The organism is Pseudoalteromonas sp. SG45-2, from assembly GCF_014164115.1.
In the GTDB taxonomy this organism is placed as follows: Bacteria; Pseudomonadota; Gammaproteobacteria; order Enterobacterales; family Alteromonadaceae; genus Pseudoalteromonas; species Pseudoalteromonas distincta.
Genome location: NZ_JACJEO010000016.1, coordinates 62841 through 89207, shown reverse-complemented (window position 1 = coordinate 89207; position 26367 = coordinate 62841). Strand labels below are relative to the sequence as shown.

At 40.6% G+C, this 26367-nt stretch carries 24 protein-coding genes; 9 read left to right on the top strand and 15 right to left on the bottom strand.

Translation table 11 applies throughout. The annotated features are described in order from the left end of the window. Nucleotides 1-37: 37 nt before the first annotated feature. The 7 genes from H5116_RS12980 to H5116_RS12950 all read right to left on the bottom strand — a co-directional run bounded on the left by H5116_RS12980 (nt 38) and on the right by H5116_RS12950 (nt 10177). Nucleotides 38-664, bottom strand: coding sequence for a TetR/AcrR family transcriptional regulator (locus H5116_RS12980; protein WP_182716338.1), 627 nt, complete (start codon nt 662-664; stop codon nt 38-40). Nucleotides 665-760: 96 nt separating this feature from the next. Continuing rightward, the gene (locus tag H5116_RS12975) at nt 761-2179 is read right to left on the bottom strand and encodes an efflux transporter outer membrane subunit (RefSeq protein ID WP_182716337.1); all 1419 of its coding nucleotides are present in this window, start codon (nt 2177-2179) and stop codon (nt 761-763) included. Further along, the gene (locus H5116_RS12970; RefSeq protein ID WP_182716336.1) at nt 2176-5310 is read right to left on the bottom strand and encodes an efflux RND transporter permease subunit; all 3135 of its coding nucleotides are present in this window, start codon (nt 5308-5310) and stop codon (nt 2176-2178) included. The genes H5116_RS12975 and H5116_RS12970 overlap by 4 nt, the downstream gene beginning before the upstream one ends. A gap of 12 nt (nt 5311-5322) precedes the next feature. After that, nucleotides 5323-6492, bottom strand: coding sequence for an efflux RND transporter periplasmic adaptor subunit (locus tag H5116_RS12965; protein ID WP_182716335.1), 1170 nt, complete (start codon nt 6490-6492; stop codon nt 5323-5325). Nucleotides 6493-6799: 307 nt separating this feature from the next. Beyond that, entirely contained in the window at nt 6800-8101 is a 1302-nt protein-coding gene (locus H5116_RS12960; RefSeq protein WP_002959027.1) for a hemolysin family protein, read from the bottom strand. 147 nt (nt 8102-8248) lie between these two features. Further along, nucleotides 8249-8938 (bottom strand): transporter substrate-binding domain-containing protein, encoded by a 690-nt coding sequence (locus H5116_RS12955; RefSeq protein WP_039488472.1) that lies wholly within the window; start codon nt 8936-8938, stop codon nt 8249-8251. Nucleotides 8939-9067: 129 nt separating this feature from the next. Next, entirely contained in the window at nt 9068-10177 is a 1110-nt protein-coding gene (locus H5116_RS12950) for an arginase family protein (protein WP_182716334.1), read from the bottom strand. A gap of 454 nt (nt 10178-10631) precedes the next feature. Here H5116_RS12950 and udp point away from each other — a divergent pair, with 454 nt between their 5' ends. Continuing rightward, complete coding sequence (gene udp / locus H5116_RS12945; RefSeq protein ID WP_007375563.1) at nt 10632-11387, top strand: uridine phosphorylase; 756 nt, start codon at nt 10632-10634, stop codon at nt 11385-11387. Nucleotides 11388-11481: 94 nt separating this feature from the next. Here the strand turns inward: udp and cdd are convergent, their stop codons facing one another. Beyond that, a complete protein-coding gene (gene cdd, locus H5116_RS12940; protein WP_182716333.1) occupies nt 11482-12408 on the bottom strand; it encodes a cytidine deaminase in 927 nt (308 codons plus the stop codon). Between the two features lie 136 nt (nt 12409-12544). Then, entirely contained in the window at nt 12545-15190 is a 2646-nt protein-coding gene (gene ppc / locus H5116_RS12935) for a phosphoenolpyruvate carboxylase (protein WP_154902911.1), read from the bottom strand. A 120-nt stretch (nt 15191-15310) separates the two neighbouring features. Here ppc and H5116_RS12930 point away from each other — a divergent pair, with 120 nt between their 5' ends. The 6 genes from H5116_RS12930 to H5116_RS12905 all read left to right on the top strand — a co-directional run bounded on the left by H5116_RS12930 (nt 15311) and on the right by H5116_RS12905 (nt 20215). Further along, entirely contained in the window at nt 15311-15709 is a 399-nt protein-coding gene (locus H5116_RS12930; RefSeq protein WP_182716332.1) for a thiol-disulfide oxidoreductase DCC family protein, read from the top strand. After that, on the top strand, nt 15706-16428 hold the full coding sequence (locus H5116_RS12925; RefSeq protein WP_154902913.1) for an SDR family NAD(P)-dependent oxidoreductase: 723 nt from the start codon (nt 15706-15708) through the stop codon (nt 16426-16428). The genes H5116_RS12930 and H5116_RS12925 overlap by 4 nt, the downstream gene beginning before the upstream one ends. A 9-nt stretch (nt 16429-16437) precedes the next feature. Continuing rightward, nucleotides 16438-17046, top strand: coding sequence for a flavin reductase family protein (locus H5116_RS12920; RefSeq protein ID WP_182716331.1), 609 nt, complete (start codon nt 16438-16440; stop codon nt 17044-17046). A gap of 101 nt (nt 17047-17147) precedes the next feature. After that, nucleotides 17148-18368, top strand: coding sequence for a Xaa-Pro peptidase family protein (locus H5116_RS12915; protein ID WP_182716330.1), 1221 nt, complete (start codon nt 17148-17150; stop codon nt 18366-18368). Nucleotides 18369-18482: 114 nt separating this feature from the next. Next, a complete protein-coding gene (locus H5116_RS12910) occupies nt 18483-19142 on the top strand; it encodes a DsbA family oxidoreductase (RefSeq protein ID WP_182716329.1) in 660 nt (219 codons plus the stop codon). A 341-nt stretch (nt 19143-19483) separates the two neighbouring features. Next, on the top strand, nt 19484-20215 hold the full coding sequence (locus H5116_RS12905) for a MauE/DoxX family redox-associated membrane protein (RefSeq protein ID WP_182716328.1): 732 nt from the start codon (nt 19484-19486) through the stop codon (nt 20213-20215). 78 nt (nt 20216-20293) lie between these two features. Here the strand turns inward: H5116_RS12905 and H5116_RS12900 are convergent, their stop codons facing one another. The 6 genes from H5116_RS12900 to H5116_RS12875 form a co-directional block, all read right to left on the bottom strand. After that, complete coding sequence (locus H5116_RS12900; RefSeq protein WP_002959014.1) at nt 20294-20572, bottom strand: peptidylprolyl isomerase; 279 nt, start codon at nt 20570-20572, stop codon at nt 20294-20296. A 102-nt stretch (nt 20573-20674) separates the two neighbouring features. Continuing rightward, nucleotides 20675-21097 (bottom strand): thiol-disulfide oxidoreductase DCC family protein, encoded by a 423-nt coding sequence (locus H5116_RS12895; RefSeq protein ID WP_182716327.1) that lies wholly within the window; start codon nt 21095-21097, stop codon nt 20675-20677. Nucleotides 21098-21124: 27 nt separating this feature from the next. After that, nucleotides 21125-21652, bottom strand: coding sequence for a response regulator transcription factor (locus H5116_RS12890; RefSeq protein WP_154902919.1), 528 nt, complete (start codon nt 21650-21652; stop codon nt 21125-21127). Beyond that, entirely contained in the window at nt 21649-22890 is a 1242-nt protein-coding gene (locus H5116_RS12885) for a sensor histidine kinase (RefSeq protein ID WP_182716326.1), read from the bottom strand. Before H5116_RS12885 ends, H5116_RS12890 begins: the two co-directional genes overlap by 4 nt. A 61-nt stretch (nt 22891-22951) precedes the next feature. Beyond that, nucleotides 22952-23356, bottom strand: a complete 405-nt coding sequence (locus tag H5116_RS12880) for a DUF4440 domain-containing protein (protein ID WP_182716325.1) — start codon at nt 23354-23356, stop codon at nt 22952-22954. 8 nt (nt 23357-23364) lie between these two features. Then, nucleotides 23365-24672, bottom strand: a complete 1308-nt coding sequence (locus H5116_RS12875; protein ID WP_182716324.1) for an amidohydrolase family protein — start codon at nt 24670-24672, stop codon at nt 23365-23367. A 153-nt stretch (nt 24673-24825) separates the two neighbouring features. On the opposite strand from H5116_RS12875, the gene H5116_RS12870 reads away from it, so the two are divergent. Further along, nucleotides 24826-25905, top strand: a complete 1080-nt coding sequence (locus tag H5116_RS12870) for a ketoacyl-ACP synthase III (RefSeq protein WP_182716323.1) — start codon at nt 24826-24828, stop codon at nt 25903-25905. Between the two features lie 70 nt (nt 25906-25975). Further along, entirely contained in the window at nt 25976-26362 is a 387-nt protein-coding gene (locus H5116_RS12865; protein WP_182716322.1) for a VOC family protein, read from the top strand. The last annotated feature ends 5 nt before the right edge of the window (nt 26363-26367 follow it).

Below are 26367 nucleotides of genomic sequence, written 5' to 3'. Positions count from 1 at the left end.
ATTGGCTAGCTTACTTTTTAGTTATTTACTTTGAGCGTTACTGCGCTTTATCAAATGGCATCAGTAATGTTTTCATCGCAGGGCGAAGCGCTATGAGTACCGTTTCTTCGGTTAGCTCAGGGTAAAGTAACTTTCTAAGTAATAACCCTGCCATCATCGAAAAAATAACATTAATTCGGCTTTCAAGTTCACGCTCATCAATGTCCTTGAGCGCACTTCGCTCGCTTGTTAAAAGCTGCCTCATGCGCCCTCTTGCTTGAATATCGGTTTCACGCAAAAGAGTAGCAACTTTAATATTACGACCCGCTTCTGCCATCATATCTAAATCAATAACACACGAGCCTGTATCCATGTGTCTTTGCACGCCAATATTTAAGCTATCTAAAAGAGCCGCCAAAACATCACCAGGGTGATCTTCAAACTTTTGAAAGATAGAGAACATTTCTTCCATGTCTTTTTCAATAATGCTTTCTATAATCGCTTCTTTGCTTTCAAAGTAATTATAAATATGCCCTGCACTCATCCCTGCCGTTTTAGATATTTCTGCCATACCTGCACCGTGGTAACCTTTACGGCGAAAACACTCTGCAGCAGCTGTTAAAATTTGCTCACGCCTAGCAAGTGCTATCGCGGGATCTGTTTGCCTTTTTGCTTTAGGCTTCATGTTCAACTCCACTACCAAGTCATAAACTCAGTAAAGCAAGAGCTATAAATAGTCTCGCCATATAAATATGTAATGCGGCTTTAAAAGCCGCAAATATTATTTCTCTTCCTGAGTTGTTTCACTGGCTACATTCCATCCGCCACCAAGCGCTTTGTACAAGTTAATTTGACTCGCAAGATACGCTTGCTGACCCGCAATTAACTGCTGCTGCGCGCCGTACCACGTACGCTGAGCATCAAGTACTTGCAAGTAGCTATCTGCGCCTTTTTCGTAACGCATTTTTGATAAATCAAACGTGATTTGTCGACTACTTATAAGCATATCAAGGGCACTTAATTGCTCTTGGTAACCTTCTCTATCAGCAAGTGCATCGGCAACTTCGCGAAACGCATTTTGAATTTTTTGCTGATACGTTGCCACTGCAATTTCTTGATCTGCTTTTGCTACATCAAGATTTGCTTGGTTACGTCCCATATTAAAAATAGGTAAGCTAATTGTCGGCACAAAACTCCATGTCCCAGAGCCTGAATCAAACAAGCCACTTAAGTCACTTGAAGCAGACCCCGCGTTGGCTGTTAAGCTTATGCTTGGATAAAACGCCGCTCGAGCAATACCAATATTGGCATTAGCAGCAAGCATTAAATGCTCAGCGGCTTTAATATCAGGGCGCTGTGATAGCAGATCAGACGGTAAACCAACGGGTACTTCTGGCATACTGATCAAGTTAGTCAGGTCTTTATTAGGCAGTAAATCAGCTGAAACAGATTTACCTACTAATAAATCTAAGGCACTTTTATCACGCTTTAACAAACGTTTGTACGTTGCTATGTCTACTTTTGCCGTAGCAACTGTGCTTTTAAGCTGCTCAAGGGTAATTGAAGACGTCGCACCTAAATCAAAGCTTTTTTGCGTAAGCGATAATGACTCTTGCTGAGAGGTAAGCGTTTCTTTTGCAAGCTCTAGCAGTTGCAAATCAGTTGCATAATTTAGCCACGCATTTGCCAACTCTGAAATTAAAGACACCTGCGTGCTGTATTGGCTAAGCTCTGTAGAGTATAAGTTTTGCAGTGCTTGCGCTGATTGATTGCGTACTTTGCCCCAAATATCTAACTCGTAAGAGGTAATACCCACTGTTGCACTGTATTGCGAGCTAATAGCTGCATCGCCAGTACCTGATAAGTCAGCCGGTAAACGCTGGCGCGTACCAGATGCATTTAAATCAAGGGATGGATACAAAGCAGAGTCTTCAATTTGATATAAACCACGCACACGCTGCACATTAAGCACTGCAATTTGCATGTCTTTGTTATGCTCAAGGCTTTGACTAATTAACGTTTGTAGTTTTTCGTTATTAAAAAACTGCTGCCAATTTAATTGCTGCGCAGCGGTTTTCCCAGTATCTGATGCATAAGCATCAGATACTGGTAGAGCAAGGTCTTTTTGCTCAGGCGCTAATTGGCAACCACTTAGCACCAATAAAGCAATTGCACTTAGGCTGAATGTTTTAATGCTCATTCTGCGCTCTCCTTCGTTGTCTCGTTAGCTTTGCCAGGAAATACACGGCGCACTAACACAAAGAATAACGGTACAAAAACAACAACTAATATTGATGATGCAAGTGTGCCGCCAATAATCGAAATACCTAACGCATTTTGCGCACCAGAACCCGCGCTTGAGGCAATAGCAAGCGGTATAACACCACAAATAAAGGCCATCGAAGTCATAAGTATTGGACGCAAACGTAGGCGAACAGCTGCAATAGCCGCATCAACTAAGCCAAGCCCTTCTTCCATTTTATGAATCGCAAACTCTACAATCAGTATCGCATTTTTAGATGCCAAACCAATGGTTGTCAACAAGCCTACCTGCAAGTAAATATCGTTAGATAAGCCACCGCCAAGCGCTGCCATAATCGCACCAAATATACCCAGTGGCACAATCATCATTACCGCAAACGGTACCGACCAACTTTCATAAAGCGCGGCTAAACATAAAAATACAAACAACAGCGATAAGCCATATAGTAGAGGTGCTTGACCGCTACTAGAGCGCTCTTGGAATGAAATACCGGTCCACTCAGACGAAATACCATTTGGTAATTGTTTAACTAAGCGCTCCATTTCATCCATTGCTTGGCCTGTACTGTAACCTGGCGCTGCACTACCTTGAATTTCCATTGCTGAAAAACCATTGTAACGCTCTAAACGTGGCGAACCATACGTCCAGTAGGCACTAGCAAACGCTGAAAACGGCACCATATCGCCATTATCATTGCGCACATACCACTTATTTAGATCCTCAGGCACCATGCGAGATTGTGCATCACCTTGCATATACACTTTTTTCACTCGACCACGGTCAATAAAGTCATTCACATAACTACTACCCCATGCTGTCGAAAGTGTACTGTTAATATCATTTTGCGACACGCCAAGCGCTTCTGCTTTTGCCAAATCTGTATCAAGTTGTAGCTCTGGCATATCTTCTTGTCCATTTGGACGCACGCCCGCTAAAATTGGACTTTGGCTTGCTAAACCTAATAACTGATTTCGTGCAGCTAAAAGTGCCTCATGGCCAAGGCCTACACGGTCTTGTAAGAAAATATTAAAGCCATTAGCAGTTCCCAGCTCAACAATTGCAGGTGGCGGAAAGGCAAAAACAAAGGCTTCTTTTATCGTTGAAAAGTAGCCCATCGCTTTACCTGCAACACCTTGAACAGATAACTCGTCACGCTGACGCTCATCCCAATGTTTAAGATTTACAAAGGCAATTGCTGAGTTTTGGCCAGAACCTGCAAAACTAAAACCAGTCACGGTAAAGATACCGTTTACTGCTTCAGATTGATCGTTTAAAAAGTGGTTTTCTACCTTTTTAACAACCTCAAGCGTTTGTTGTGTTGTAGAACCCGCTGGTAATGACACTTGGTTAAACAAAATACCTTGGTCTTCGTCAGGCAAAAATGCTGTTGGCAAGCTTGAGAATACATAAACCATACCGCCCACAATCACGCCATAAATAAGTAAGTAGCGTTTAGAGTGAGTAAGCATGCGCCCTACAAAGCTTTGTGCACCTGAATTTGTTTTATCAAAACCACGGTTAAAGCCTGTAAAAAATCGACCAAATAACGTGTCATTGTTATGTACATGGCTTGGTTTTAAAAGCGTTGCACACAATGCTGGCGTTAAAATAAGAGCCACTAAAACAGATAACCCCATCGCCGATACGAGTGTTATAGAAAACTGACGATAAATTATACCGGTAGAGCCACTAAAGAATGCCATTGGAATAAATACCGCAGAAAGCACCATGGCAATACCTACCAGCGCGCCTTTAATTTCATCCATAGATTTACGTGTAGCTTCAAGTGCCGAGAGTTTTTCCTCGGTCATTAAACGCTCAACATTTTCTACAACAACGATTGCATCATCTACCAATAAGCCTATGGCAAGTACCATCGCAAACATCGTTAGCGTATTTATTGAATAACCAAAGGTGTATAAAATACCAAATGTACCTAGTAAAACTACAGGTACGGCAATAGTTGGAATAAGCGTTGCCCTAAAGTTTTGTAGGAACAAATACATCACTACAAAAACAAGTACAACAGCTTCAATTAATGTATGAATAACTTTTTCGATAGATAACGATACGAACGGCGTTGTATCGTAAGGTATTACCGCATCTAACCCTTCAGGGAAAAACGGTTTTAGCTCTTCAATTGCTTTTTTAACGCCCTCTGCGGTATCAAGTGCGTTAGCGCCACTGGCTAATTTAATACCTAAACCTGATGCAGGTTGCCCATCGTAACGAGCAACAACGCGGTAGCTTTCACCGCCAAGCTCTACTTTAGCTACGTCCTCTAGACGTACAAAAGAGCCATCTGGATTGGTTTTAACTAATATTTGTTTAAATTGCTCTGGCGTTTGTAATCGGCTTTGCGCGGTTACTGTTGCATTAAGTTGTTGACCATCAACGGCAGGCATACCGCCAAGTTGACCGGCAGATACTTGTGCATTTTGCGCACTAATTGATGCACTAATATCAGCAGGTGTAAGCTTATAATTTTGTAACTTTGTAGGGTCTAACCAAATACGCATCGCGTACTGAGAACCAAACAGCTGTACTTCACCTACGCCTTCAACACGCGAGACAATGTCTTGCACGTTTGATGAAACATAATCGCCAATATCAATATTAGTCATGCTGCCATCTTTAGACACAAAAGCATAAACCATTAAAAAGTTACGCGCTGATTTTGCAACTACCACACCTTGCCTTTGTACGGCTTCTGGTAATAGTGGAGTTGCTGTAGCTAGTTTATTTTGCACTTGAACTTGTGCAATATCAGGGTCAGTTTCAGCGCTAAACGAAAGTGTAAGCGTAGCAGAACCACTCGACTCAGACGTAGATGACATATAAAGCAAGCCATCAAGCCCTTTCATTTTTTGCTCAATAACTTGCGTTACCGTATCTTCAAGTGTTCGTGCAGATGCACCAGGGTACGTTGCAGTAATACTCACTGCAGGTGGTGCAATTGAAGGATACTGCGAAATAGGTAAACTCCTAATCGCCAAAATACCTGCAAGCATCACTACAATAGCGAGTACCCAAGCAAATATCGGTCTATCGATAAAAAATCGTGACATTAAAACTCTCCGTTATTGAGCTTGATCGGCTTTAGCAGACGATTGAATTTCAGATGGGTTCACAGGTGCACCAGGGCGGATTTTTTGTAAACCTTCAACTATTAACTTATCGCCATCACTTAGGCCATCAGTAACAAGCCAATCAGAACCAATAGTTCTATCTACTTTTAATACGCGGTTTTCTACTGTGTTGTCTTTACTGACAACCATTGCTGTTGGTTCGCCTTTTGAATTACGGCTAACGCCACGTTGCGGAGCTAAAATAGCACCCGCCTTAACACCTTCCACAATAGAAGCTCGGGCATACATGCCAGGCAGTAATAATTTTTCTGGGTTTGAAAATTTAGCACGCAGTGTTACTGAGCCAGTACTTGGATCAACGGTCACTTCAGAAAACTGTAATGTGCCTTTATGAGGATAAATAGAGCCATCTTCCATAATAAGTTCAACGTCAGTTTGACTAGCCGAATCGACAGTTAGAGCACCTGATGATAATGCTTTTTTAAGCTGGGTAAGCTCATTACTTGATTGTGTTAAATCGATATAAATTGGATCTAACTGAGTTACTGTAGCAAGTGCTGTACTTTGATTGGCACTTACAAGTGCACCCACTGTTACGCTTGATTTACTAATTTGACCACTAATAGGAGAAGAGACGTGGCTGTAATCGAGATTAATTTGCGCTGATTTTAACTGCGCTTTAGCTGTTAATAATTCAGCATTAGCTTGCTTATATGCGGCATCTGCTTCATCAAAATCTTGTTGGCTCACGGCTTTAATTTTTAAAAGTTCTTTATAACGCGATGCTTTTGATTTAGAGCTGGCAATGCTTGCCTCTGCGCGCGCTACGCTTGCTTCACTTGCTGCTAAGTCTGCTTCAAATGTAGCAGGGTCTATTTGATACAGTGCTTGGCCTTGTTTAACCTCATTACCTTCAACAAATAAACGAGATTGTACAATACCACTTACTTGTGGACGAATTTCAGCAATTTGAAATGCACTAATGCGACCAGGAAGTTCTTTTTTGAGAGTAAGCGCTTGGCTTTTTACTGTAATTACACCCACTGGGACAGCTTTAGGAGCTGAAGCTTGTGACTGCTCAGCAGCCTGATCACAACCAGTTAAAGCAACAGAACCGACGAGGGCTGACAATACAAATAAAGCGATGCGGGAACGCTGCATGTTAAATACCTTTTAGTTTAGAGTGAACGATCATTCTAAATTAAAATGCGCTGATAATGAATCTTAATAAGGAGAAATTTACACAAACTTACACTATTGAATACAATATACGCCTTAGGTAGCATTTAATGTTAATTTGATGAAAATAGAATCAAAGCTGTTTGAAAATAGAATCAAAGCTGTTTGAAAATAAAGCAATTAAACAGATTGAAATAACCACTCATTTTAAGCACAGAACTTTTAAATAGGCACAAAAAAGCCAAGCAAAAACAGCTTGGCTATTTATATAAACGACTATCTTACTTTTTTAAAGGGGGTTGTCGTTCTGTGGATTAATAACTCTTGAAACTAACAACTGCTCTACCCTAATGCCCTCTACATCAACAACTTCAAACTTAAAGCCTGAAAAAGTTAAATGCTCTGCACGTTTAGGGATTCGCTTCATACTGTAAATTAAAAATCCAGCGACAGTTTCATAGTGCATCTGATCAGGAAATTCTTCTATATCAAGTACCTTTGCTAAATCGGTAATTGGAGTTAACCCATCTACAAGCCATGAATTTTTATCGCGCTCTATAATTAATTCATCACCTTGATGAGTAATTAAATCCCCCATAAACCCTTTCATTAAGTCTTTAACCGTTACAATACCTACCGAAAGCGCGTATTCGTTTACGACAACAGCAAATGGCTTTGCTGCGCTTTTAAACGCATTTAAGGCTTCTGATAGGCTTAATGTTTCCGGTAAGTAAAAAACATCTTTATCAATCAGCTCATCGTTTATATTGGCGGCTTCGCCTTTTAGTACTTGTCGTAAAATATCTTTAGATTCAACAGAGCCATGCAATTTATCTAAATTTCCTGACACTACTAAAAAGTGATTATGAGGGTGGTCAATAATTTTGGTCGCAATATCATGGCTAGATTCGTTCAAATCAAAATAGACAATTTGGTCGCGTGGCGTCATTACGCTTGATAAAAACCGCGCTTCTAGGTCAAACACATTACCAATGAGTTCATACTCTTGCTTTTGCAAACTACCATATGCAGCACCCGCTTCCATCATGGCAACAATGTCCTCAGTTGTAACGTTGTCTTCTCGCTCAGCGGGTACTTTAAATAAGCGCAGCACAAAGTTAGTTACCCCATTAAAAAACATCACTAGCGGAGTTAAGGCAAAGGTTACCCAGCGCATTATTGTAACGACTCTAACAGCGACAGCTTCTGGCATGATCATCGCTAAACGTTTTGGCATTAAATCGGCGAACAAGATAAACAGAGATGTAATAGTAAAAAATGAGAATAAAAAGCTAATTTTTTCTAAGTGTGCACCTTGATAAAAAAGCACTAAAACACTTTCAACATAAGGCGATAAAGCCTGCTCGCCCACAATACCACCCAAAATCGCAATCGCGTTGAGTGCAATTTGGATCATGGCAAAAAAAGCCCCTGGATTTTCTTGTAGCTTTAATACCGCTGCTGCTTTTATATTTCCTTCATCTGCCATTACCCGCAGTTTTATTTTACGCGACGCTGCAATTGCTATTTCTGACATAGCAAACAACGCACTGATCAAGATCAATAAGCTAATCCCGATTAAATCACCCATTTAACGCTCCAATAAGTTAGCGCTTTTTTAAACAAAAAGCAGCTGGATTATAATCGGTTTTTTAAACGCAGCAATTTATATTTACGAAATATATTTAAGCTATTAATTTTCAATTATTTAAGAGGTAAAACAGTGAGTTTAAAGTGCTTAAATTTTATTAAAGGCAACTTTTAATTGAGAAACTAAAGCCGGATCCATATTTATATTACAGGCAAAAAATAACGGAGACTGAGTTGTGTTTAAATCAAGTAATGGTTCTAGTAACTCAAGCTTAGGCTCTGTTTTAACTCGATAGTTAAATTGCTTCTTGTTGAGGATAACAAAATCAAGTATATGGTGACGAGTGCTTATGAGTTTATCTATTTTATCTAGGCTATCGATGAGTAATAAATGCTTACTTTCACTAAAGCCCCTTTCAAGCAAATAATGATGACTAAAGTTATCACGCAGTACTGCTATTTTGTATTTTTTAGCATCATTGAGGGTGTTTAACTTTATACCTCTGGATTTTAGACCATAAATGGCAGAGTCAAAGCTTTCCAGTTCGCCTACCCAGTTAAACTTACTTTCTCTATTAGGTAATCGAACAATCGAAAATATACAGGTGTTTTTATCGCGTAGCGCTGCATTGTAGGATATGGCCCAACTATGCGCCAACATAGTGTAGTTTATACCTGTACCTTCTAGCGCTTTATGAACTTTATCGACAGAGCGGCCAACGAGTTTGTTATCTTCATTAATATACTGAAAGTCCGGAAATACTTCCGTTACTATTGTAATTTCAGCTGCATCAACTTTAATACAGCTAATGAACAATAAAAAGATCAACAATTTCATCTAGCGAGGCCTCAACTAACTCATTATATGTATTTAATAAATATAGCTGAGGCTTTATGAACTGCTAGTTTTTAGTCATGTGATGCACACTTATACGCTGATAGTGCTAGTATTTATAGCTTCTACAGCTTACTTGTTCATTGCACTAATTAAAAAGGCTGAAATTTTAGCGCCTTCTCTAAGTGTAGTTTCTGAGCTTGATTGGCCAACTAAAGAGCTGTCGGTAAATGGCGCTATCTCCATCATATCTGCACCCGTAATAGGAAACTCATCCGCAATGGCTGATAAAATATCAAGCGCATGCTGAGGCGTTAAACCGTGATGCTCTGGCGTACCTGTGGCAGATGCAAACTCTGCATCAAGTGCATCAATATCAAAGCTTACGTATATTTCATCAACGTTATCGGCTTTTAACTGTGCAATAGCGTCGGCAGCAACCGCTGCTGCGCCGCGTTCAATGATTTCATGTGCCCAGTGCTGTTTAACACCAAAAGTATTTTCCCAATGCGCTTTAGGCTTGCCACTTGAGCGTATACCAAATTGTATTAAATGATGCGGCGCCGGTAAAAACTCTAATATATGTGTACACCACGAGCCAAAACATAAATCAATACCTAAGCGCTCCACAAGTAAATCGGTATGCGCGTCAAAGTGAATAATAGCCGTGCGCTTACCTTGCTCACGTTTTGCTTTTAAGTACGCTTTAGTAAGTGGGTAACTAATTGAGTGATCGCCACCAATACCAAATAATCCTTTATCTTTAAACGTTGCGTAAAAACTGTCGCACACATCTTCAGTGATTGATAACGGGCTTACGTAATAATCGTTATCTTCATCACCATATAAGGCTCTTTGGCAATTAGAAATGGTTGCATCATTTAGGTATTTGTCATGAAGTAAATGTGGGATTACACGTACATCACCTAAATCAAACGAATGACACTGAGGTTGCTGATCAATTAAAGCTGAGCGCACAAACAGTGGCCCCCAGTTTGCTCCGCGTAATATCCCACCGCCACAGTCTGAACTAATACCTAACATAACGGCTTTATGTGGTGAGTTTGGTAATTCGTTTAAAGACTCGCGCCACAAGTTATCAACGTTTTCAGTTTGTCCGTAAAGTTTATTACGCAGTGCGGCTTTGCGCTCTTTTGCAGTATTTACTGTGTATACGCCATCGCCCGGTGCGCACAAACAGTGCTCAACTTTGTTTTTAAATGCTTCAAATTGTGTGCTCATAATAAACTCCTTCGGTTTTTATTCTGTACGTAGCTAATTACTTTTGAGTAGTTATGCAAAATCACTAAAAATGCCTAAACTTCAAATAAATGCCACTTTGCTAAATAAGTCAGTGCTTAATATAAGTAAACACGTTAGTTTTTACGTGTTCACTACAAATTTAAGTCATTGAATTTATTTAATATTAATGAAAATTTGTAATCATTCATTTAATCGTAGTTACGCGCTTGAGTGATACTTATTATGTCTGCTTGAACATGTCAACAGCGCAACAAGGCTACGTATATAAGTACTTGAGTGAATATTCATAGTTGGTGAATAAATCAAATTAGCCCTTAAAATTATTAAGGCTTTATTGGAAGAGTTAAGATAAAACGGACAATCGTCCTGTACTTGATAAACGTTTCTAGCAATCATGCTAGATTGACAACAAATTATTATAAAAGGCTTAGCTATGGAAAAGGTATTTCACTTAGGACTATGTATTGACGATCTTAAAGGTGCAAAACTTGCGATTGTACCGGGCGATCCAGATCGTGCAGCACGTATTTCACAATTCCTAGACAACCCAACCTGCCTTGCTCAAACTCGCGAGTTTCATGTTTATTTAGGTCAATTAAACGGCCACTCTGTGGTTATATGTTCTACAGGTATTGGTGGTCCATCTACGTCGATTGCAGTAGAAGAATTAGCACAACTTGGCGTGCGTAAATTTTTACGTATTGGTACAACCGGTGCAATTCAGCCACACATTAACGAAGGCGAAATTTTAATTAGCCAAGCGTCTGTACGTTTAGATGGAGCTAGCCAACATTTTGCACCACTTAGCTACCCTGCTGTATCTGACTTTTATGCAACACAAGCTATGGTACAAGCATGTAAAAACCTAAATATCGATTTTCATATTGGTATTACTGCATCAAGCGATACATTCTACCCAGGGCAAGAGCGTTACGATACGCACTCTGGTTACGTTCCTAAATCACTACAAGGTAGCTGCGAAGAGTGGCAAAAATTGGGCGTGATGAACTACGAAATGGAATCGGCAACATTATTTACTATGTGTGCAGCCCTTGGATTACAAGCAGCATGTGTAGCTGGCGTACTTGTTAACCGTACTCGCCAAGAAATACCAAATGTAGACCACGGTGAAATTGAGCGTAAATCTGTAGCAGTAGTATTAGAAGCAGCTAAAGTATTACTTGATTAATACAGGTTATAGCAGTCAGTGAGTGAGTTAATTCGATAGAATGGCTCGCTTTAATAAAGCACAGCTCCGGCTGTGCTTTATTGTATGCAAGCCACTATTTAAGTGGTGCGCTAATTACTTTAAGTGCTGGTAAATGCGTAAAACTGGCAAGTACAGCTTTTGCCACTTGCGACTGGTTTTCACGACCCGCTGTTTCGAGCAATGTAATTCCCTTCACCGTACTTTCGTTAAAGCTAAGCCCAGCTAAAAAGAACTGGCTTAGTGCACTTTGTAGTGGCGATAAACTTGGACTGTAAGCTGCATTTTCGGCGTAACTTCCGTAAAAGTCACCATCACTAAATGTACTTATTTTTACGGCGCTAAAGTTGTGGCTGTAAGGCACATACGCATTAAGTGCAAAACGCGCAAGGGTTTCATCAAGGTCTTCAGCGCTAAAATTACCTTGCTGTGGTTTTGGGTTAAACAAGCTAAATTCGTTACCTAAATCGGTAGGTCCAAATGAATGCGGCAGTAATTCAGCAAGTTTAAATTGCTGATCAGGAAGTAAAATATCAAACTCTTTCGCATCAGCGAGTTCGTTCATAAACTGGCGACAATACCCACAAGGCGCATCGCTAATAGCAATTTTAACTATTTTTTTAGCGCCGTTTAACCATGCGTTATTTATAGCCGATTGCTCTGCATGAACCACTAAACTCAATGCTTGATGATCAAACTCTACATTTGCACCAAAGTAAAAGTTTACCTCACGCTTTTCATCAAGTGCTTTAACAATTGCGCCTACATGAAAATCTGACACTGGCGCAACAGCATACTCAGAAGCTAAAGGTACTAAACCTTGTAGTAATACATCATCAGACACATTGAGTTGCGCGCATAACGCTTTAATATTATTAGAATTTAATATGCCACGTTGTGATTTTAATTGACTACGTAATGACGCTGTTTGCGCTACGCTTAATGTGAAGTGCGAATTTGTAAGTGCTGTATCTTGCTGTACAGTAAAAGTTGCTGAAGCCATAATATTTTTTAATTATTCAATGGCTAAGTAGTTTAAAAGGTTAGGATGTTAAATACCAGCCTATTTAACGCAAAAAAAGGGAGCACATCGCGTGCTCCCTTTTAATACCAATAGGTATACCTAACAAAATAAAGTGTTAGCCGGTATTACGCATACCTGCAGCTATACCTGTCATCGTGATCATTAACGCATTATCAATGTCACCTTCGTTTCGTTTTTCCTCTGAGCGAGCACGGCGTAAAAGCTCAACCTGTAATAGGTTAAGTGGATCGGTGTACGGATTACGTAAACTAATCGACTCCTTAATCCAAGGTTGTTCGGCGAGTAGGCTTTTTTGTGGGCTAAGTGATTGCACCAAGCTAATCGCTTCTTGAAGCTCTTTACGAAGTGTTACACCCAATGGTTTGTACATATCTTCCACCAGCGCATTATCGTAATGCTCACTCAACCAGCAATCGGCTTTACTAAATACCATTTCTAGCATTTCTAGGCGCGATCTAAAGAATGGCCACTGTAGGCTCATTTCGTTTAGGGTTTCTGCGCCGTACTTATTAAGCGCAGCTTTTAAGCCAGTTAACGCACCTAACCATGCAGGAAGCATTAAACGGTTTTGGCTCCACGCAAAAATCCATGGAATAGCACGCAGGCTTTCAACACCACCATTAGGATTACGTTTTGCAGGACGCGATCCAAGCGGCAACTTAGACAGCTCAAGCTCAGGCGTTGCCATTCTAAAGTAAGGTACAAAGTTTTCATCGTGGCGAACTACATTACGGTAATGTTCACATGACTCCTCACTTATTAGCTTCATTACTTCGCGCCACTGCGGTTTTGGTTCCGGCGGCGGTAATAAGTTACTTTGTAGTACTGCGCCTGCGTAAATATTTAAGCTTTGCAGTGCTACATCAGGTAAACCAAATTTAAAGCGGATCATCTCGCCTTGCTCGGTTACACGTAAACCACCTTTTAACGAACCTGGCGGTTGTGAATGCAGCGCTTGTGCAGCAGGTGCGCCACCACGCCCTACTGTGCCACCACGTCCGTGGAATAAAATAAGTTCAATACCACGCTCATCAGCAAGCTGCACTAGTTTATCCATAGCTTCGTACTGCGCCCAACCTGCTGCCATCATGCCGGCATCTTTAGCAGAATCAGAGTAACCAATCATTACATTTTGGGTGTTTTTAATGTGCCCGCGATACCAAACATTATCAAGTAATGTAGTAATTACATCACTGCCTGCGTTTAAATCGTCGAGTGTTTCAAATAACGGTGCTACTGGTAAATCAAAGCTACAGCCGCTTTCTTTTAGCAATAATTGTACTGCTAAAATGTCTGATGCTGTTCGCGCCATCGAAATAATATACAAGCCAAATGTTTGTTCGTCTTGCTTAGCAATAACGTCAAAGGTGTCTAGCACTTCTTGAACATCAGGGCTTGGTTGCCAATGTTTTGGAATAAGCGGTCTGCGAGAGTTAAGTTCAGTAAGTAAAAAAGCTTGTTTATCTTGCTCTTGCCATTGGTTGTAGTCGCCTAAACCTAAATAACGAGTCAGCTCAGAAAAAACATCGCTGTGACGAGACGAGTCTTGGCGCACATCGAGTTTAGCTAAACGCAAGCCAAAGCTATTAATACGGTACAGTAAATCAAGCAATAAGCCATCAGCAACTACTTTCATATTACACTTTAATAACGAGCGGTAGCAAACCTCTATAGGATGCTTAAGCTGATTAATATCGGTAATTAAATCTTGTGAATCGCTACGCTTATTTTTAATTTTAGCGCCCAAGTGAGCCACGGTCTCTGCAACTTGGTTTTTAAGCTTTTTGATCACCGCTCTGTATGGTTCAAAGTCTTGACCTGCCAACTCAATAAGCTCATCACTGGCATCTGACATAGAGAGTTCAGCGCATAACGTTTTTAAATCTTGAATATATAAGTTAAGCGCCATCCAACGACCGTGGTCAAGCACTTCTGCTGTAACCTGCGATGTTACAAATGGATTTCCATCACGGTCTCCACCCATCCAAGATGTGAACTCAATCGGGCTGTAATCTTTTGGTAGCTCTAAACTTAATTGCTCTTTAACATTGGCTGAAAATTCACGTAAAAAACGCGGAACAGCGTGCCAAAGACTGTTTTCGATTACCGCATAACCCCATTTAGCTTCATCAACTGGCGTTGGGCGAGAGCGACGAATGTCGTCAGTATGCCAAGCCTGGCTAATAAGCTGTTCAATACGATTTAAAATAGCATCTCGCTCTAGCGGTAAGTTATCTTTTCGCTCTAATGACGCTAAGCAATCACTTAGTTCAACATGTTTGTTAATAATAGTACGGCGCGTCACCTCGGTTGGGTGGGCGGTTAATACTAAGTTTATGTGGAGTTTTGAGAGTGTTTCGGCCAAATGATTACTATCTAGCTGGCCTTGTTCTGCTTTTGTAACTAACGTTTTTAATGTTTGAGTGAGAGGGTTTTGTTGACCAAGGCCAACGTCATTAAAACGCGAAACGGTATGAAATTGTTCTGCTACATTAGCAAGGTTTAAAAAATGATTAAATGAACGGGCAACCGGCAAAAGCTCTTCATCACTAAGCGCATGTAAAACATCTATTAGCGCTTGTCTGTCGTCTTCATTACCACTGCGAGATGATTTAGATAAAGCCCGAATTTCTTCTACTTTATCTAAAATAGCTTGGCCTTGAGCATCCTTAATAGTTTGTCCTAGTAATTGCCCAAGTAAATTTACATTACCTCGCAAGGCGGCATATTGTTCACTCATTTCTCATTCTCCTTTGTTTCGTAGGACACTATTAATATCATCATGAAGAGATATTTAATAGATCCATTTGCAATGTCTTGTCGTAAAAAAGTATATATAAAATAATCACAAAGCAATTACATGATCATTTTTTACGATGGAAACTGCCCTCTTTGCAGCACCGAAATGCAGCAACTAAAACACGCAGACTCTAAAAATCTAATTACGCTTGAAGATCTTAACGCGAGCGACTTTAGTGAACGCTACTCGTATATTGATAAAGACAAAGCAATGAACTACCTGCAAGCCCAAAGGCAATCAGGTGAAATGATTTACGGGCTTGATGTAACGTACGAAGCATGGAAAATAGTGGGTAAACACAGCTGGTTGAAAATTTTTCGCTTGCCAATAATTCGCTTTTTCGCTGACTGCGGATACCTGTTATTTGCTAAGTATAGGCACCCCATCAGTCGCTTTTTAATGCCAAATACTCAGTGCAGTAACGGCGAATGTGGACTAAAAGCAAAAGGTGATAAATGAAAACCATTGTTTTATTCGGCGCAAGCAGTGCCATAGCAAATGCATATATAGAACATCTACAAATAAACACGCCTACTCATCAGATAGTTTGTATTAGTTCAAAAAGTATTGAATCTGACTCAAGTGTTGTCCACCTGCATACTGACTACACAAAACAAAGTTTAGCGCGCGTTACTAATTACCTAAAAGAGCAAAGTGCCGATATACAACAAGTTATTATATTCAATGGTACACTGCACAACGAAACCCATATGCCCGAAAAAAAGCTGGAGGATTTAGACGCTGAGTATTTTAGCCAACTTCTCAATTCAAACACCCTAACTCCCCTACTTTGCTTGCAGAGTATTTTGCCGCTCTTAACACATAAAACGCACTGTACTATTACAGCACTCAGTGCGCGTGTGGGCAGCATTAACGACAATAAATTAGGCGGTTGGTATACGTATCGCGCCTCTAAGGCTGCTCTTAACATGCTATTTAAAACCGCAGCGATTGAGCTTTCACGCCGAGCTAAAAATACCAAGCTCGTTTTATTTCACCCAGGGACTACTGATACTGCGCTTTCAAAGCCATTTCAAAAAAACGTACCCGCTGGAAAACTCTTTACAGCTGAATTTGTAGCTAAGCAGCTATTTACACTTACTTTTAATAACCTTCATTTAGAACTCAATGGTGAGCCTGCCTACTTAGATTGGCAAGGCGAAACCATACCGTGGTAAGGACCTTTAATGCATTTTACTAAAGAGCGCATAAACGCACTTGAAAAACACACTCGTACTCATTTAATTAATTCGCTTTCGGGTTTTAAAAGCGCCAACTTAATTGGCACGCAAGACACACAAGGCAATACTAATCTCGCCATTGTTAGCTCTGTTATTCATTTAGGGGCTCACCCGCCGCTAGTTGGCATGATAATGCGCCCAAATAGCGTGCCTCGACATACGTTCGAAAACATAATCGAAACCGGTAGTTACACCATTAACCAGGTTAATAAAGCTATTTATAAGCAAGCTCATCAAACATCAGCCCGCTACGACAAAGGCGAGTCAGAATTTGCAGCGACAGGTTTAACGCCCGAATACTTAAACGACTTTGCAGCGCCTTTTGTTAAAGAAAGCCGCTTAAAGTACTCGGTTAAATTTGTAGAAAACCAACATTTAGCCATCAATGGCACAGAGCTTGTAATAGGTGAAATCACTGATGTGTATTTAGATGAAGTAGCACTTCAAAGTGATGGCTTTTTAGATTTACAGGCTATTGAAACGGTGGCAGTAACCGGGCTTGATAGCTACCACACAAGTAATAAACTCACGCGTTTACCTTACGCTAAAAAATAATATGCCATTTTAAGAGGCTATAAACTAATAGCCTCTTATCGCATAACATTGAATTTTACCTTGGTATTAATCACACTAGCTAAAAATCCAAGGAGAAAAATATGACCACCATCGGTATTGGTACACAATCAAGCGAGCAAGCGCTGGCAAGCCTAAGTAACATGACGCAAACGCTGACCCCTATCGCAGCTGACGAACATTTAGAGCGCATAGCCAAGGCTCAAGCGTATATGCTAGCAAACAACATAGATGCAATTTATTTAAACGCTGGCACCAACCTTACCTACTTTACAGGCATGAAATGGTACGCGAGCGAACGTATGGTTGGCGCGATATTACCCGCCCTTGGTGAAGTACAATACATTGCGCCTTATTTCGAAATTGGTTCACTAAACGGGTTTAAAGTAATAGGTGGGCCTATTCATGGGTGGCAAGAGCACGAAAATCCTTATGCACTTTTTGTCGAAGTATTAAAAAAGTTAAACATTAATGAAAACGCAACTATTGGCATTGATGAAAGCGCACAATTTTTTATATTCGACGGCATTAATAAAGCACAAACGGGTTTAAACCTCATAAACGCCCAACCTGTAACGGCGCATTGCCGTATGCATAAGTCAGTTCATGAGCTTAGCTTAATGCAACGCGCGATGGACATGACCTTAGCCGTACATCAAGCCACAGCAAGCATGCTTTATGAGGGAATAACCACCACCGAAGTAGAAGCTTTTATTAAGCAAGCACATCAAAAAGTAGGTGCACCAGGTAACTATTTTTGTATTGTTTTATTTGGTGTTGCAACGTCTTTCCCGCACGGTGTTAAAGATGCCCAAATACTTAAAAAAGGCGATATGGTACTAATTGATACCGGCTGTAAAGTACACGATTACCTATCAGATATAACCCGTACCTATGTATTTGGCGAACCAACAATGCGCCAACGTATGTTTTGGGATCATGAAAAAGCAGCGCAAATGGCGGCATTTAATGCAGCTAAAATTGGTGCTACGTGCGAAGACGTAGACGCGGGCGCCCGTAACTATTTAGCGGCGCAAGGGCTAGGCCCGCAATACCAAACACCGGGTTGCCCACACCGAACTGGCCACGGCATTGGGCTAGACATTCATGAATGGCCATACTTAGTTGGCGGTGATAAAACCCCACTTGCCCCAGGCATGTGCTTTAGTAACGAACCAATGTTAGTTATACCCGATGAATTTGGCGTACGCTTAGAAGATCATTTTTACATGACCGACAACGGCCCTCATTGGTTTACACAACCAAGTTATAGTATTGACGACCCATTCGGGCTTAACGCTTAAAACTGAATACCTTCAAGAGCAGCTGCTTAGCTGCTCTTTTTAGTTTGGTATTGATAAAGTGCAGTTCATCCCAATATCCCCTGTTATACCAAAGCAATCCTCAAAAGGATAAATATGAAAAACTTTAAAATTGATATCGTTTCAGACGTAATGTGCCCTTGGTGTGTAGTGGGTTATAAAAACCTAGAAACTGCACTAGAGCAATTCAAAGACGAAATGAGCGCAGATATTACGTGGCATCCTTTTGAACTAAATCCAGATATGCCAATTGAAGGTCAAGACTTAAACGAACACTTAATGCAAAAGTACAACCTAACAGAAGAGCAAGGCGACGAAAATCGTAAAAACATGCTCGAAGCTGGTCAACGTGCTGGGTTTACCTTTAATTTTGATGGCAAACGCATCATGATCAACAGCTTTGATTTGCATCGTTTATTAATGTGGGCACGTGAAGAAGGTAAGCAAACGAAGCTAAAACTCGCCTTTTTTGAAGCGCACTTCACCGATTTAAAATACTTAAACCAAGAAGATGCTCTGCTTGATGTAGTAGCAAGTGTTGGCCTTGATAAAGAAGAGGCACGTAGTATTTTACACTCAGATAAATACGTACAAGACGTACGCCAAGAGCAAGACAACTTTAAACAAATGGGCATTACGTCAGTACCTACGTTTATCATAAACGATAAGTATGCACTTACTGGCGGACAACCAAGCGACTCATTCATTCAAGCACTAAAACAAATTAGTGAAGAAGAAGCCAAGCAAGACGCTTAATACACAAATAAAGTTTAAAATTAAGAAAGGCTGCCCAATGCAGCCATGTTTCATTTAAAGGTCCAGCGTAAATTCACGCTTTACTATCTATGTAAGCCGATTTTTTTATAAGCTTTCATCACAAACCTCTTCCAATAAAACCTTATCACCTGCGCTACTATAAAAGCGCTGGCACTAAACGTGCATTGTCTATTATGTGTCCTTAGAGAGTGTGCTGCGCGCTATTTTGTTTCAAGTGCCACGTAAATATTACAAGGTGCTATTAACTTCTTTCATACCGCTATTCACTCTCACTATTACTTAAGGGTTAACTAGTAACTAAATACGCATAAGGAGCAAGCATGGCTAAGTCAGCAACATTATACAGAATGGTAACCAATGAGCATATTTGCCCATTTGGACTCAAATCAAAAGATTTACTTAAGCGAAAAGGCTATAGGGTAGATGATAAACCGCTGACTTCGCGCGAAGAAACCGATGAGTTCCAACAAAAGCACAATGTTGATACCACACCGCAAACATTTATCGATAACGAGCGCATTGGCGGATATGACGACCTGCGCGCTTACTTTAATAAATCAGAGCCTGGTCAACAAGGTACTACTTATACCCCCGTCACGGCCATTTTTGCTGTCACGCTATTACTTGCTTTTGCATTTAGCTACTCCACTGGCTTTGCAATTTTTTCTACGCAGACGGTTATGCTGTTTGTCGCGCTAACAATGGGCGTACTGGCTATTCAAAAATTACGCGACTTATACAGCTTTAGTAATTCTTTTATAACCTATGATTTATTTGCTATGAAAGTAGTTAGGTATGCTTATGTGTATCCATTTTTAGAAGCATTTGTAAGTATTGGCATGATTGCAGGGCTTTCAGCTTATATTGTTGCACCAATTTCTTTATTTATTGGGGGTGTTGGCGCCGTGTCGGTGATTAAGGCTGTCTACATAGACAGACGAGAGCTTAAGTGTGCCTGCGTTGGCGGTGATAGTAATGTACCACTGGGGTTTGTCTCTCTGACCGAAAACCTGTTTATGATTGCTGCGGGTATCTGGATGTTGATAAAATAAAAAGGCTTAATACTTAAAAGGTTGCATAGTGCAGCCTTTTTCTATACAGCGAAGGTTACTTCTTTACTTAAAAGTAAACTAAGTACGATAAAGTACTTTAATTACATGCCAGCCAAATTTTGTTTTAACTAGGTGTGGCTCTAAAATTGCGCCTTTAAATGCAATTTTGTCAAACTGTGGAACCATTTGTCCGCGTCTAAATTCACCTAAGTCACCGCCTTTTTTACCCGATGGGCATGACGAATACTTTTTAGCTAAGGTCTGAAACTTCGCACCTTTACCTAATTGCTTAATAATATCTTCTGCAATTTCTTTGTGCTTAACCAAAATGTGAAGTGCATGTGCTGTGTTTGCCATGAAAAAAGCCTTTTATACCGTTAGCTAAAATTAAACGCGGCGATTTTAACACAACCCTATAAACCTAGCATCTACTTATACTGCAGTGTATTAACGCCTAATTTATAAATAATGTTTAGCATCCTCTGGGTTGGGAATTCTGCAATACTGATATTTTCCAAACAAGGTATAGCGGTTTAAAGCAACCCTATCGTATAACCAGTTATTAAACCTATTTGGCAAAATACTAAATACAGTTGCTAGCTTATATGGGTAACCTAGCTGCTTAACAACATTAAAAAAAGCATGGCTTTGTGTAAATGCTTTACCATTTTCAACAAGTACCATTGAAGCGTATTCACTGGTTGAAAAACCAAAGTGTGTTAACAACAGTTCTCCTTTTGGAGATTGCACGCTGCATAATTTAAAAATAGTAGTTTTATCGTGAGCAATAATAAAGTTACACCACGCGCTGCAAAGCTTACATTGCGCATCAAATAAAATAATTTTTTGGTTTTGCATTAATATAGCTGCATCATCGCTCATAACACTTTCCTTAAATTAAGTAATAAATTACTGCTGCACCGGCTTTTTTTGTAACTTGCGCTGCAAAGTACGTCTATGCATATTAAGTTGCCGCGCGGTAACCGACACATTGCCATTATTACTGTGTAATACTTGTTGAATATGCTCCCACTCTAAGCGCTCCGGCGACATAACCGCATCATCAATAACATTCGATGCCGATGACACAGGATCGGTGTTAAGCGCTTTTAATAATGTTGCCATATCAACCGGCTTAGTAAGGTAATCGTTTGCGCCTAAACGCATTGCCTCTACTGCGGTTGCTATACTTGCAAACCCGGTTAGTAAAACAATATGAGCTTGGGGGAGCAAACTACGCAGCGGCTTTATGAGTGTAAGTCCGTTATCGTCGCCTAGTTTCATGTCTAATAAAACAAAGTCGGGCAATAATTTACGCGCAGCAAGTAACGCATCACTTTGGTTATGCGCCACCTCACAGGCAAAGCTTTGTTTAGTTAAGCGCCTTGCCAGTGTGCTGGCTAAATTAATGTCGTCTTCAATTATAAGTAACTTCATGAGGCGTTATTCTCAATGTTTACAATAGCGAGTTTAACTTTGGCGACAGCGCCGCCATCTGCATGGTTAAACAAGGTAAGTGAGCCATTTAAACGCTCAAAAGTAACATTTGATAAAAGCACCGCAAGCCCCATTCCTTGATCGCTTGGCATAAGTTGACCACCCAGCTCTGCTAATTGCGATGATGAAAAGCCACGGCCAAAATCACGAATTAACAAATAAACGCATTCGCTATGTAAGTTATCTTGCTGCCAACTCAGCTCTAATTGAGTTTTACCTTGTTTTTGATTAGCAAGCGCGGCGTTTTGCAATAAATTTAAAATAGCAGGCAATAACATCGCATCACTCAATAGCGTTGCCGCAATAGGTGGCGTAATCCATTTAATGTACTGATCAGGGTATTGCAGTAAAAGCGTATCTGTAATTTGCGTTTGCAGTTGCTTTACGGTGGTATACTCTTGTGAATTTTTAAGGCGTAATTGCTCTGAGAGTTTTCTAAAGTCGTTAAGCTGCGTACTACACTGAGTAAGCGGCGCTTGCATGTGCTTAACAATTGGGTTGTTTGGTTGCTCTTCTAATAACTCTTCAAACAGTAACTGTAAGTTTGCAATTGGGGTCGCTAGTTGATGGGTGATTTGTGCAGCAGCCCCATCAAGGGTAACTAGCTGTTCATTACGCAATTGTTTTTCACGCACGTTTGCAATAATTCGCTCTCGCTCTTTAAGTGCCCTGCTCATTGCGCCAATAACAAGTGCAATTACGCTGGCACTTAAAACAAAATTAACCCACATGCCAATAAAATGACCACTCATATTCATTTGATGCATACTGTGATCGGGCATCTTTATAAGTAGCAAACTGTATGCGGCAATGGCTAATACCGCAATATAAGCTAATCCTTTTTCTCGCAGCGTAACAGCAGCTATCATTATCGGGAGCAATAACAGCGAAACAAATGCATTAGTTGCACCGCCGCTTAGCGATAGTAAAACCGTTAAAAATAATACGTCTGCAGTTAGCTGCATCAACATACCCAAAGGTTTAGCACGGCTTACATTTCGATAAGCAAATAGGCTAATAAGCTGAAACACAGCCTCAACGGCAATAACAATAAGTAAAGGCAGTAATGCAATTTGATGTTCTAGTAAAAAATAAACGCTAAGTACCGCAATTAATTGCACGGCAATAGCGCCGCTTCGCAGCATTAATAGTCGACTAATGGTGGGGTCTGTACGCATTAACAAGAGGTAATTGCCCAATCAAATGTTTAATAAGGTTATTTTAACGGTTATATGATTTTTAATCATCATCCATCGAAATTGAAAACGGTGCACAAGGCGTTCCTTGATGAAACACCATTTTCCATTGTTCGTTAGTTTGACGCCAAAGCGACATACGCAATGAATAATTAAATTCACTGCGAGCAGAGCGCCTGTAAGCAGCTTGATAACTAAGTTGCACTACATCATCGCTCAGCATTCGACCCTTAAAATGCTGATTATAAAACTGTGGCACAACCTCGGTAGGTAAGCGGGTAAGTACTTGGTATTTATTAAATGTAGTGCCGTTGGCTGCAATTTCGATAAATTCATCATCGAGTAAAGCATCTAATGCGCGCCCAGATTGGCGAATCTCTGGGTCTAGTAACTGGCGCTCAGCGTCAATCAAATGATTAAACAACGACACTTTTATTTTGCTGCTCATAACCTTCCCTATTGTTTATAAACTTGCCCGGCTTTCATAACAAATTGCACGTTTTTAAGTACGTCGATATTTTTAAGCGGTGAGCCATTCACACTGATAATATCTGCTTGCTTACCAACACTCAAGTCGCCAATGAGTGCGCTTTGCCCCAGTAATTTAGCTGCATGTATGGTTGCTGACTTAATAGCTTGGGCTTCGCTCATACCATTGTTTACCATTAAACTAAATTCGTTAGCATTGAGCCCATGACGCGACACACCTGAGTCTGTTCCAAAGGCTATATTAACCTTGTTTTTCAGTGCAAGTTTAAACGAAGCCTGCATTTTTGGAGTCACTTCACGCACTTTGTCGGCTATTGCCGGTGGCATATTTGGATTTGTAAGCACCTCTTCGCTTACCGTTGCACCCGCTAAAAGCGTCGGTACTAAATAAGATCCCGTTTTTTTAAATAACTTTATTGCCTCTTTATCTAAATAAGAGCCATGCTCAATAGAATCTACACCGGCTTTTAAGGCCGCTTTTATACCTTGTGTACCGTGCGCATGCGCTGTAACTTTACGCCCTAAGTGGTGAGCAGTATCAACAATTGCAATCAGCTCTGCATCTGTAAGTTGTTGGTTAACCCCTGCGGCGGTATTACTCAATACTCCACCCGTGGCAGTAACTTTAATTACATCAGCGCCACTTTTTATTACCTCGCGTACCGCACGGCTACAATCATCCGCGCCATTACAAATACCTATCCCACCTGTAACCGCATCTGTAATGTCTTTTCGATAACCGTGCATATCTGCGTGTCCACCGGTAGGCGATATTGTATTACCCGCTGCAAAAATACGAGGGCCGTTAATATCATTTCTCTCGATAGCGCGTTTTAGCGGAAATATAACTTTATGATCGCTACCTAAATCTCGCACTGATGTAAAACCCGCATCGAGCGTACGTTGCAAATATTTAATTGAGCGCAAAGCATAATCGGCATCATATTCTGTTGCCCAGCGGTGAGGGTTTGCTTTAGCATCTCGCTCAAACGTAACGTGAACATGCATATCAATAAAACCAGGCATTACAAATTGATTTTTAAGATTGATAATATCGGCATCAGATAGGTTAAGTTCTGCTTTTGTGAGATAGCCGTCTTTAATGGCTGTTATTGTATTATCTGTTATGACTAACGTTTGCTCTGTTTTTACTTTTTGCTCCTCGAATGCAAGTAAACTGCCCGCATATATAATTTTATGCTGTTGAGCAAAAGCCCCGTTTGCAATTAATGCCAGCGCGATTGAAGTGAATGTTGTTATTAGTGTTGTTTTCATACTTGCTCCTTTTTTATACTAGCATTACCTTAAATAACCCGTAATTGCGAATATTTACGATACAAAGCATGCTATAAACTAGTCTTGAAAGCCGTTTTTTGGTATAACTCCCCCATTAGTAATACATGTCAGACCACCTTAAGAGAACATACTATGCCTTACGCACATATCACTGGTTGGGGTAAATGCATTCCACCAGCAAGCATTAGCAACGATGAAATTAGTGAAATAGTTGATACCACCGACGAGTGGATAACCACGCGTACAGGCATTAAATCTCGCCGAGTGAGCCATGTAAGTACCGCCGAGCTGGCAACCGTTGCTGCTAAGCATGCTATTGCGTGCGCGGGCGTTGATCCTAAAGATATTGATTTAGTGATATTAGCCACTTGTACACCTTCTACTGTTGTGGCAAATACCGCCTCACAAGTGCAAAAAAATATTAGTGCAACTGGCGCTGCCGCAATGGATACAAACGCGGCATGTTCGGGCTTTTTATATGCATTGCAAGCTGCTACAGCACAAATTCAAGCGGGTATGATCAAAAAAGCAGTGGTCATTGCCGCTGAGCGTATGACCTGGTACGTAAACTGGGCACGCCGTGACAGCGCTGTATTATTTGGCGATGGTGCAGGTGCGGTCGTACTTGAAGCAGCAGATACACCAGCGGGTCTACTTGGTACTAAAACCGGTTGTGACAGTGAAGACCGCGATATTTTACACATCACTAACTTTGGTAGCGATTTAAATAAATATGAGCCAATTGGTCCATCTGATTTATTATTTGAAGGTCGTGAAATTTTCAAACGTGCTGTCAAAGGCATGAGCGAAGCGTGCGACGACGTACTTAAACAAGCCGATTTGAGCCTTGATGACATTAATGTACTCGTTCCACACCAAGCTAACTTACGTATTATTCAGGCTATTCAACATCGTTTAAAAGTACCTGACGAAAAAGTAATGGTTAACATTGGTGAGTATGGTAATACCTCTGCTGCCACTATTGCTATTGCGTTATGTGAAGCCGTTGAGCAAGGGTTAATTAAACCGCATTCAAATATTATGTCTGCTGCATTTGGTGCAGGCCTAACATGGGCTGCAAGTTACATAAAATGGGGCGAGCGCGTAACGCCTATTAGTGTAAGCGATGCTGCTTTACCACCATGTGATAAAACTGGTTTAGAGCTTGTAGCACCGGCCGTTAAAGCATGTAAAGAAGCCGAGCCTAGCTAACACAACATGTAATAAGCCACATTTAAAATGCACTTATTTAAGTGCGTTTTTGCTTTTTAAGGAATTAAATTTGAAACTTTTAGGTATTCATCACGCTGCTATAATTTGTAGTGACTATGCACGTTCTAAACACTTTTATAGCAATGTACTTAAACTTAACGTTATTAATGAGCACTTTAGAGCTGATCGTAATTCATATAAATTAGATTTAGCCATGCCCGATGGTAGCCAAATAGAGCTATTTTCGTTTGATGGTTCGCCCGAAAGACCCAGCTATCCCGAAGCACAAGGCTTAAGACATTTAGCTTTTAAGGTAGCGGATGTACAGATTGCAAAAACGTATTTAGAGTCGTGCGACGCAAAAGTTGAGGATATTAGAGTGGATGAAATAACCGGCAAAAAGTTTACCTTTTTTGCCGATCCAGATAACTTGCCACTTGAGCTTTATGAGGTTTAAAGCTC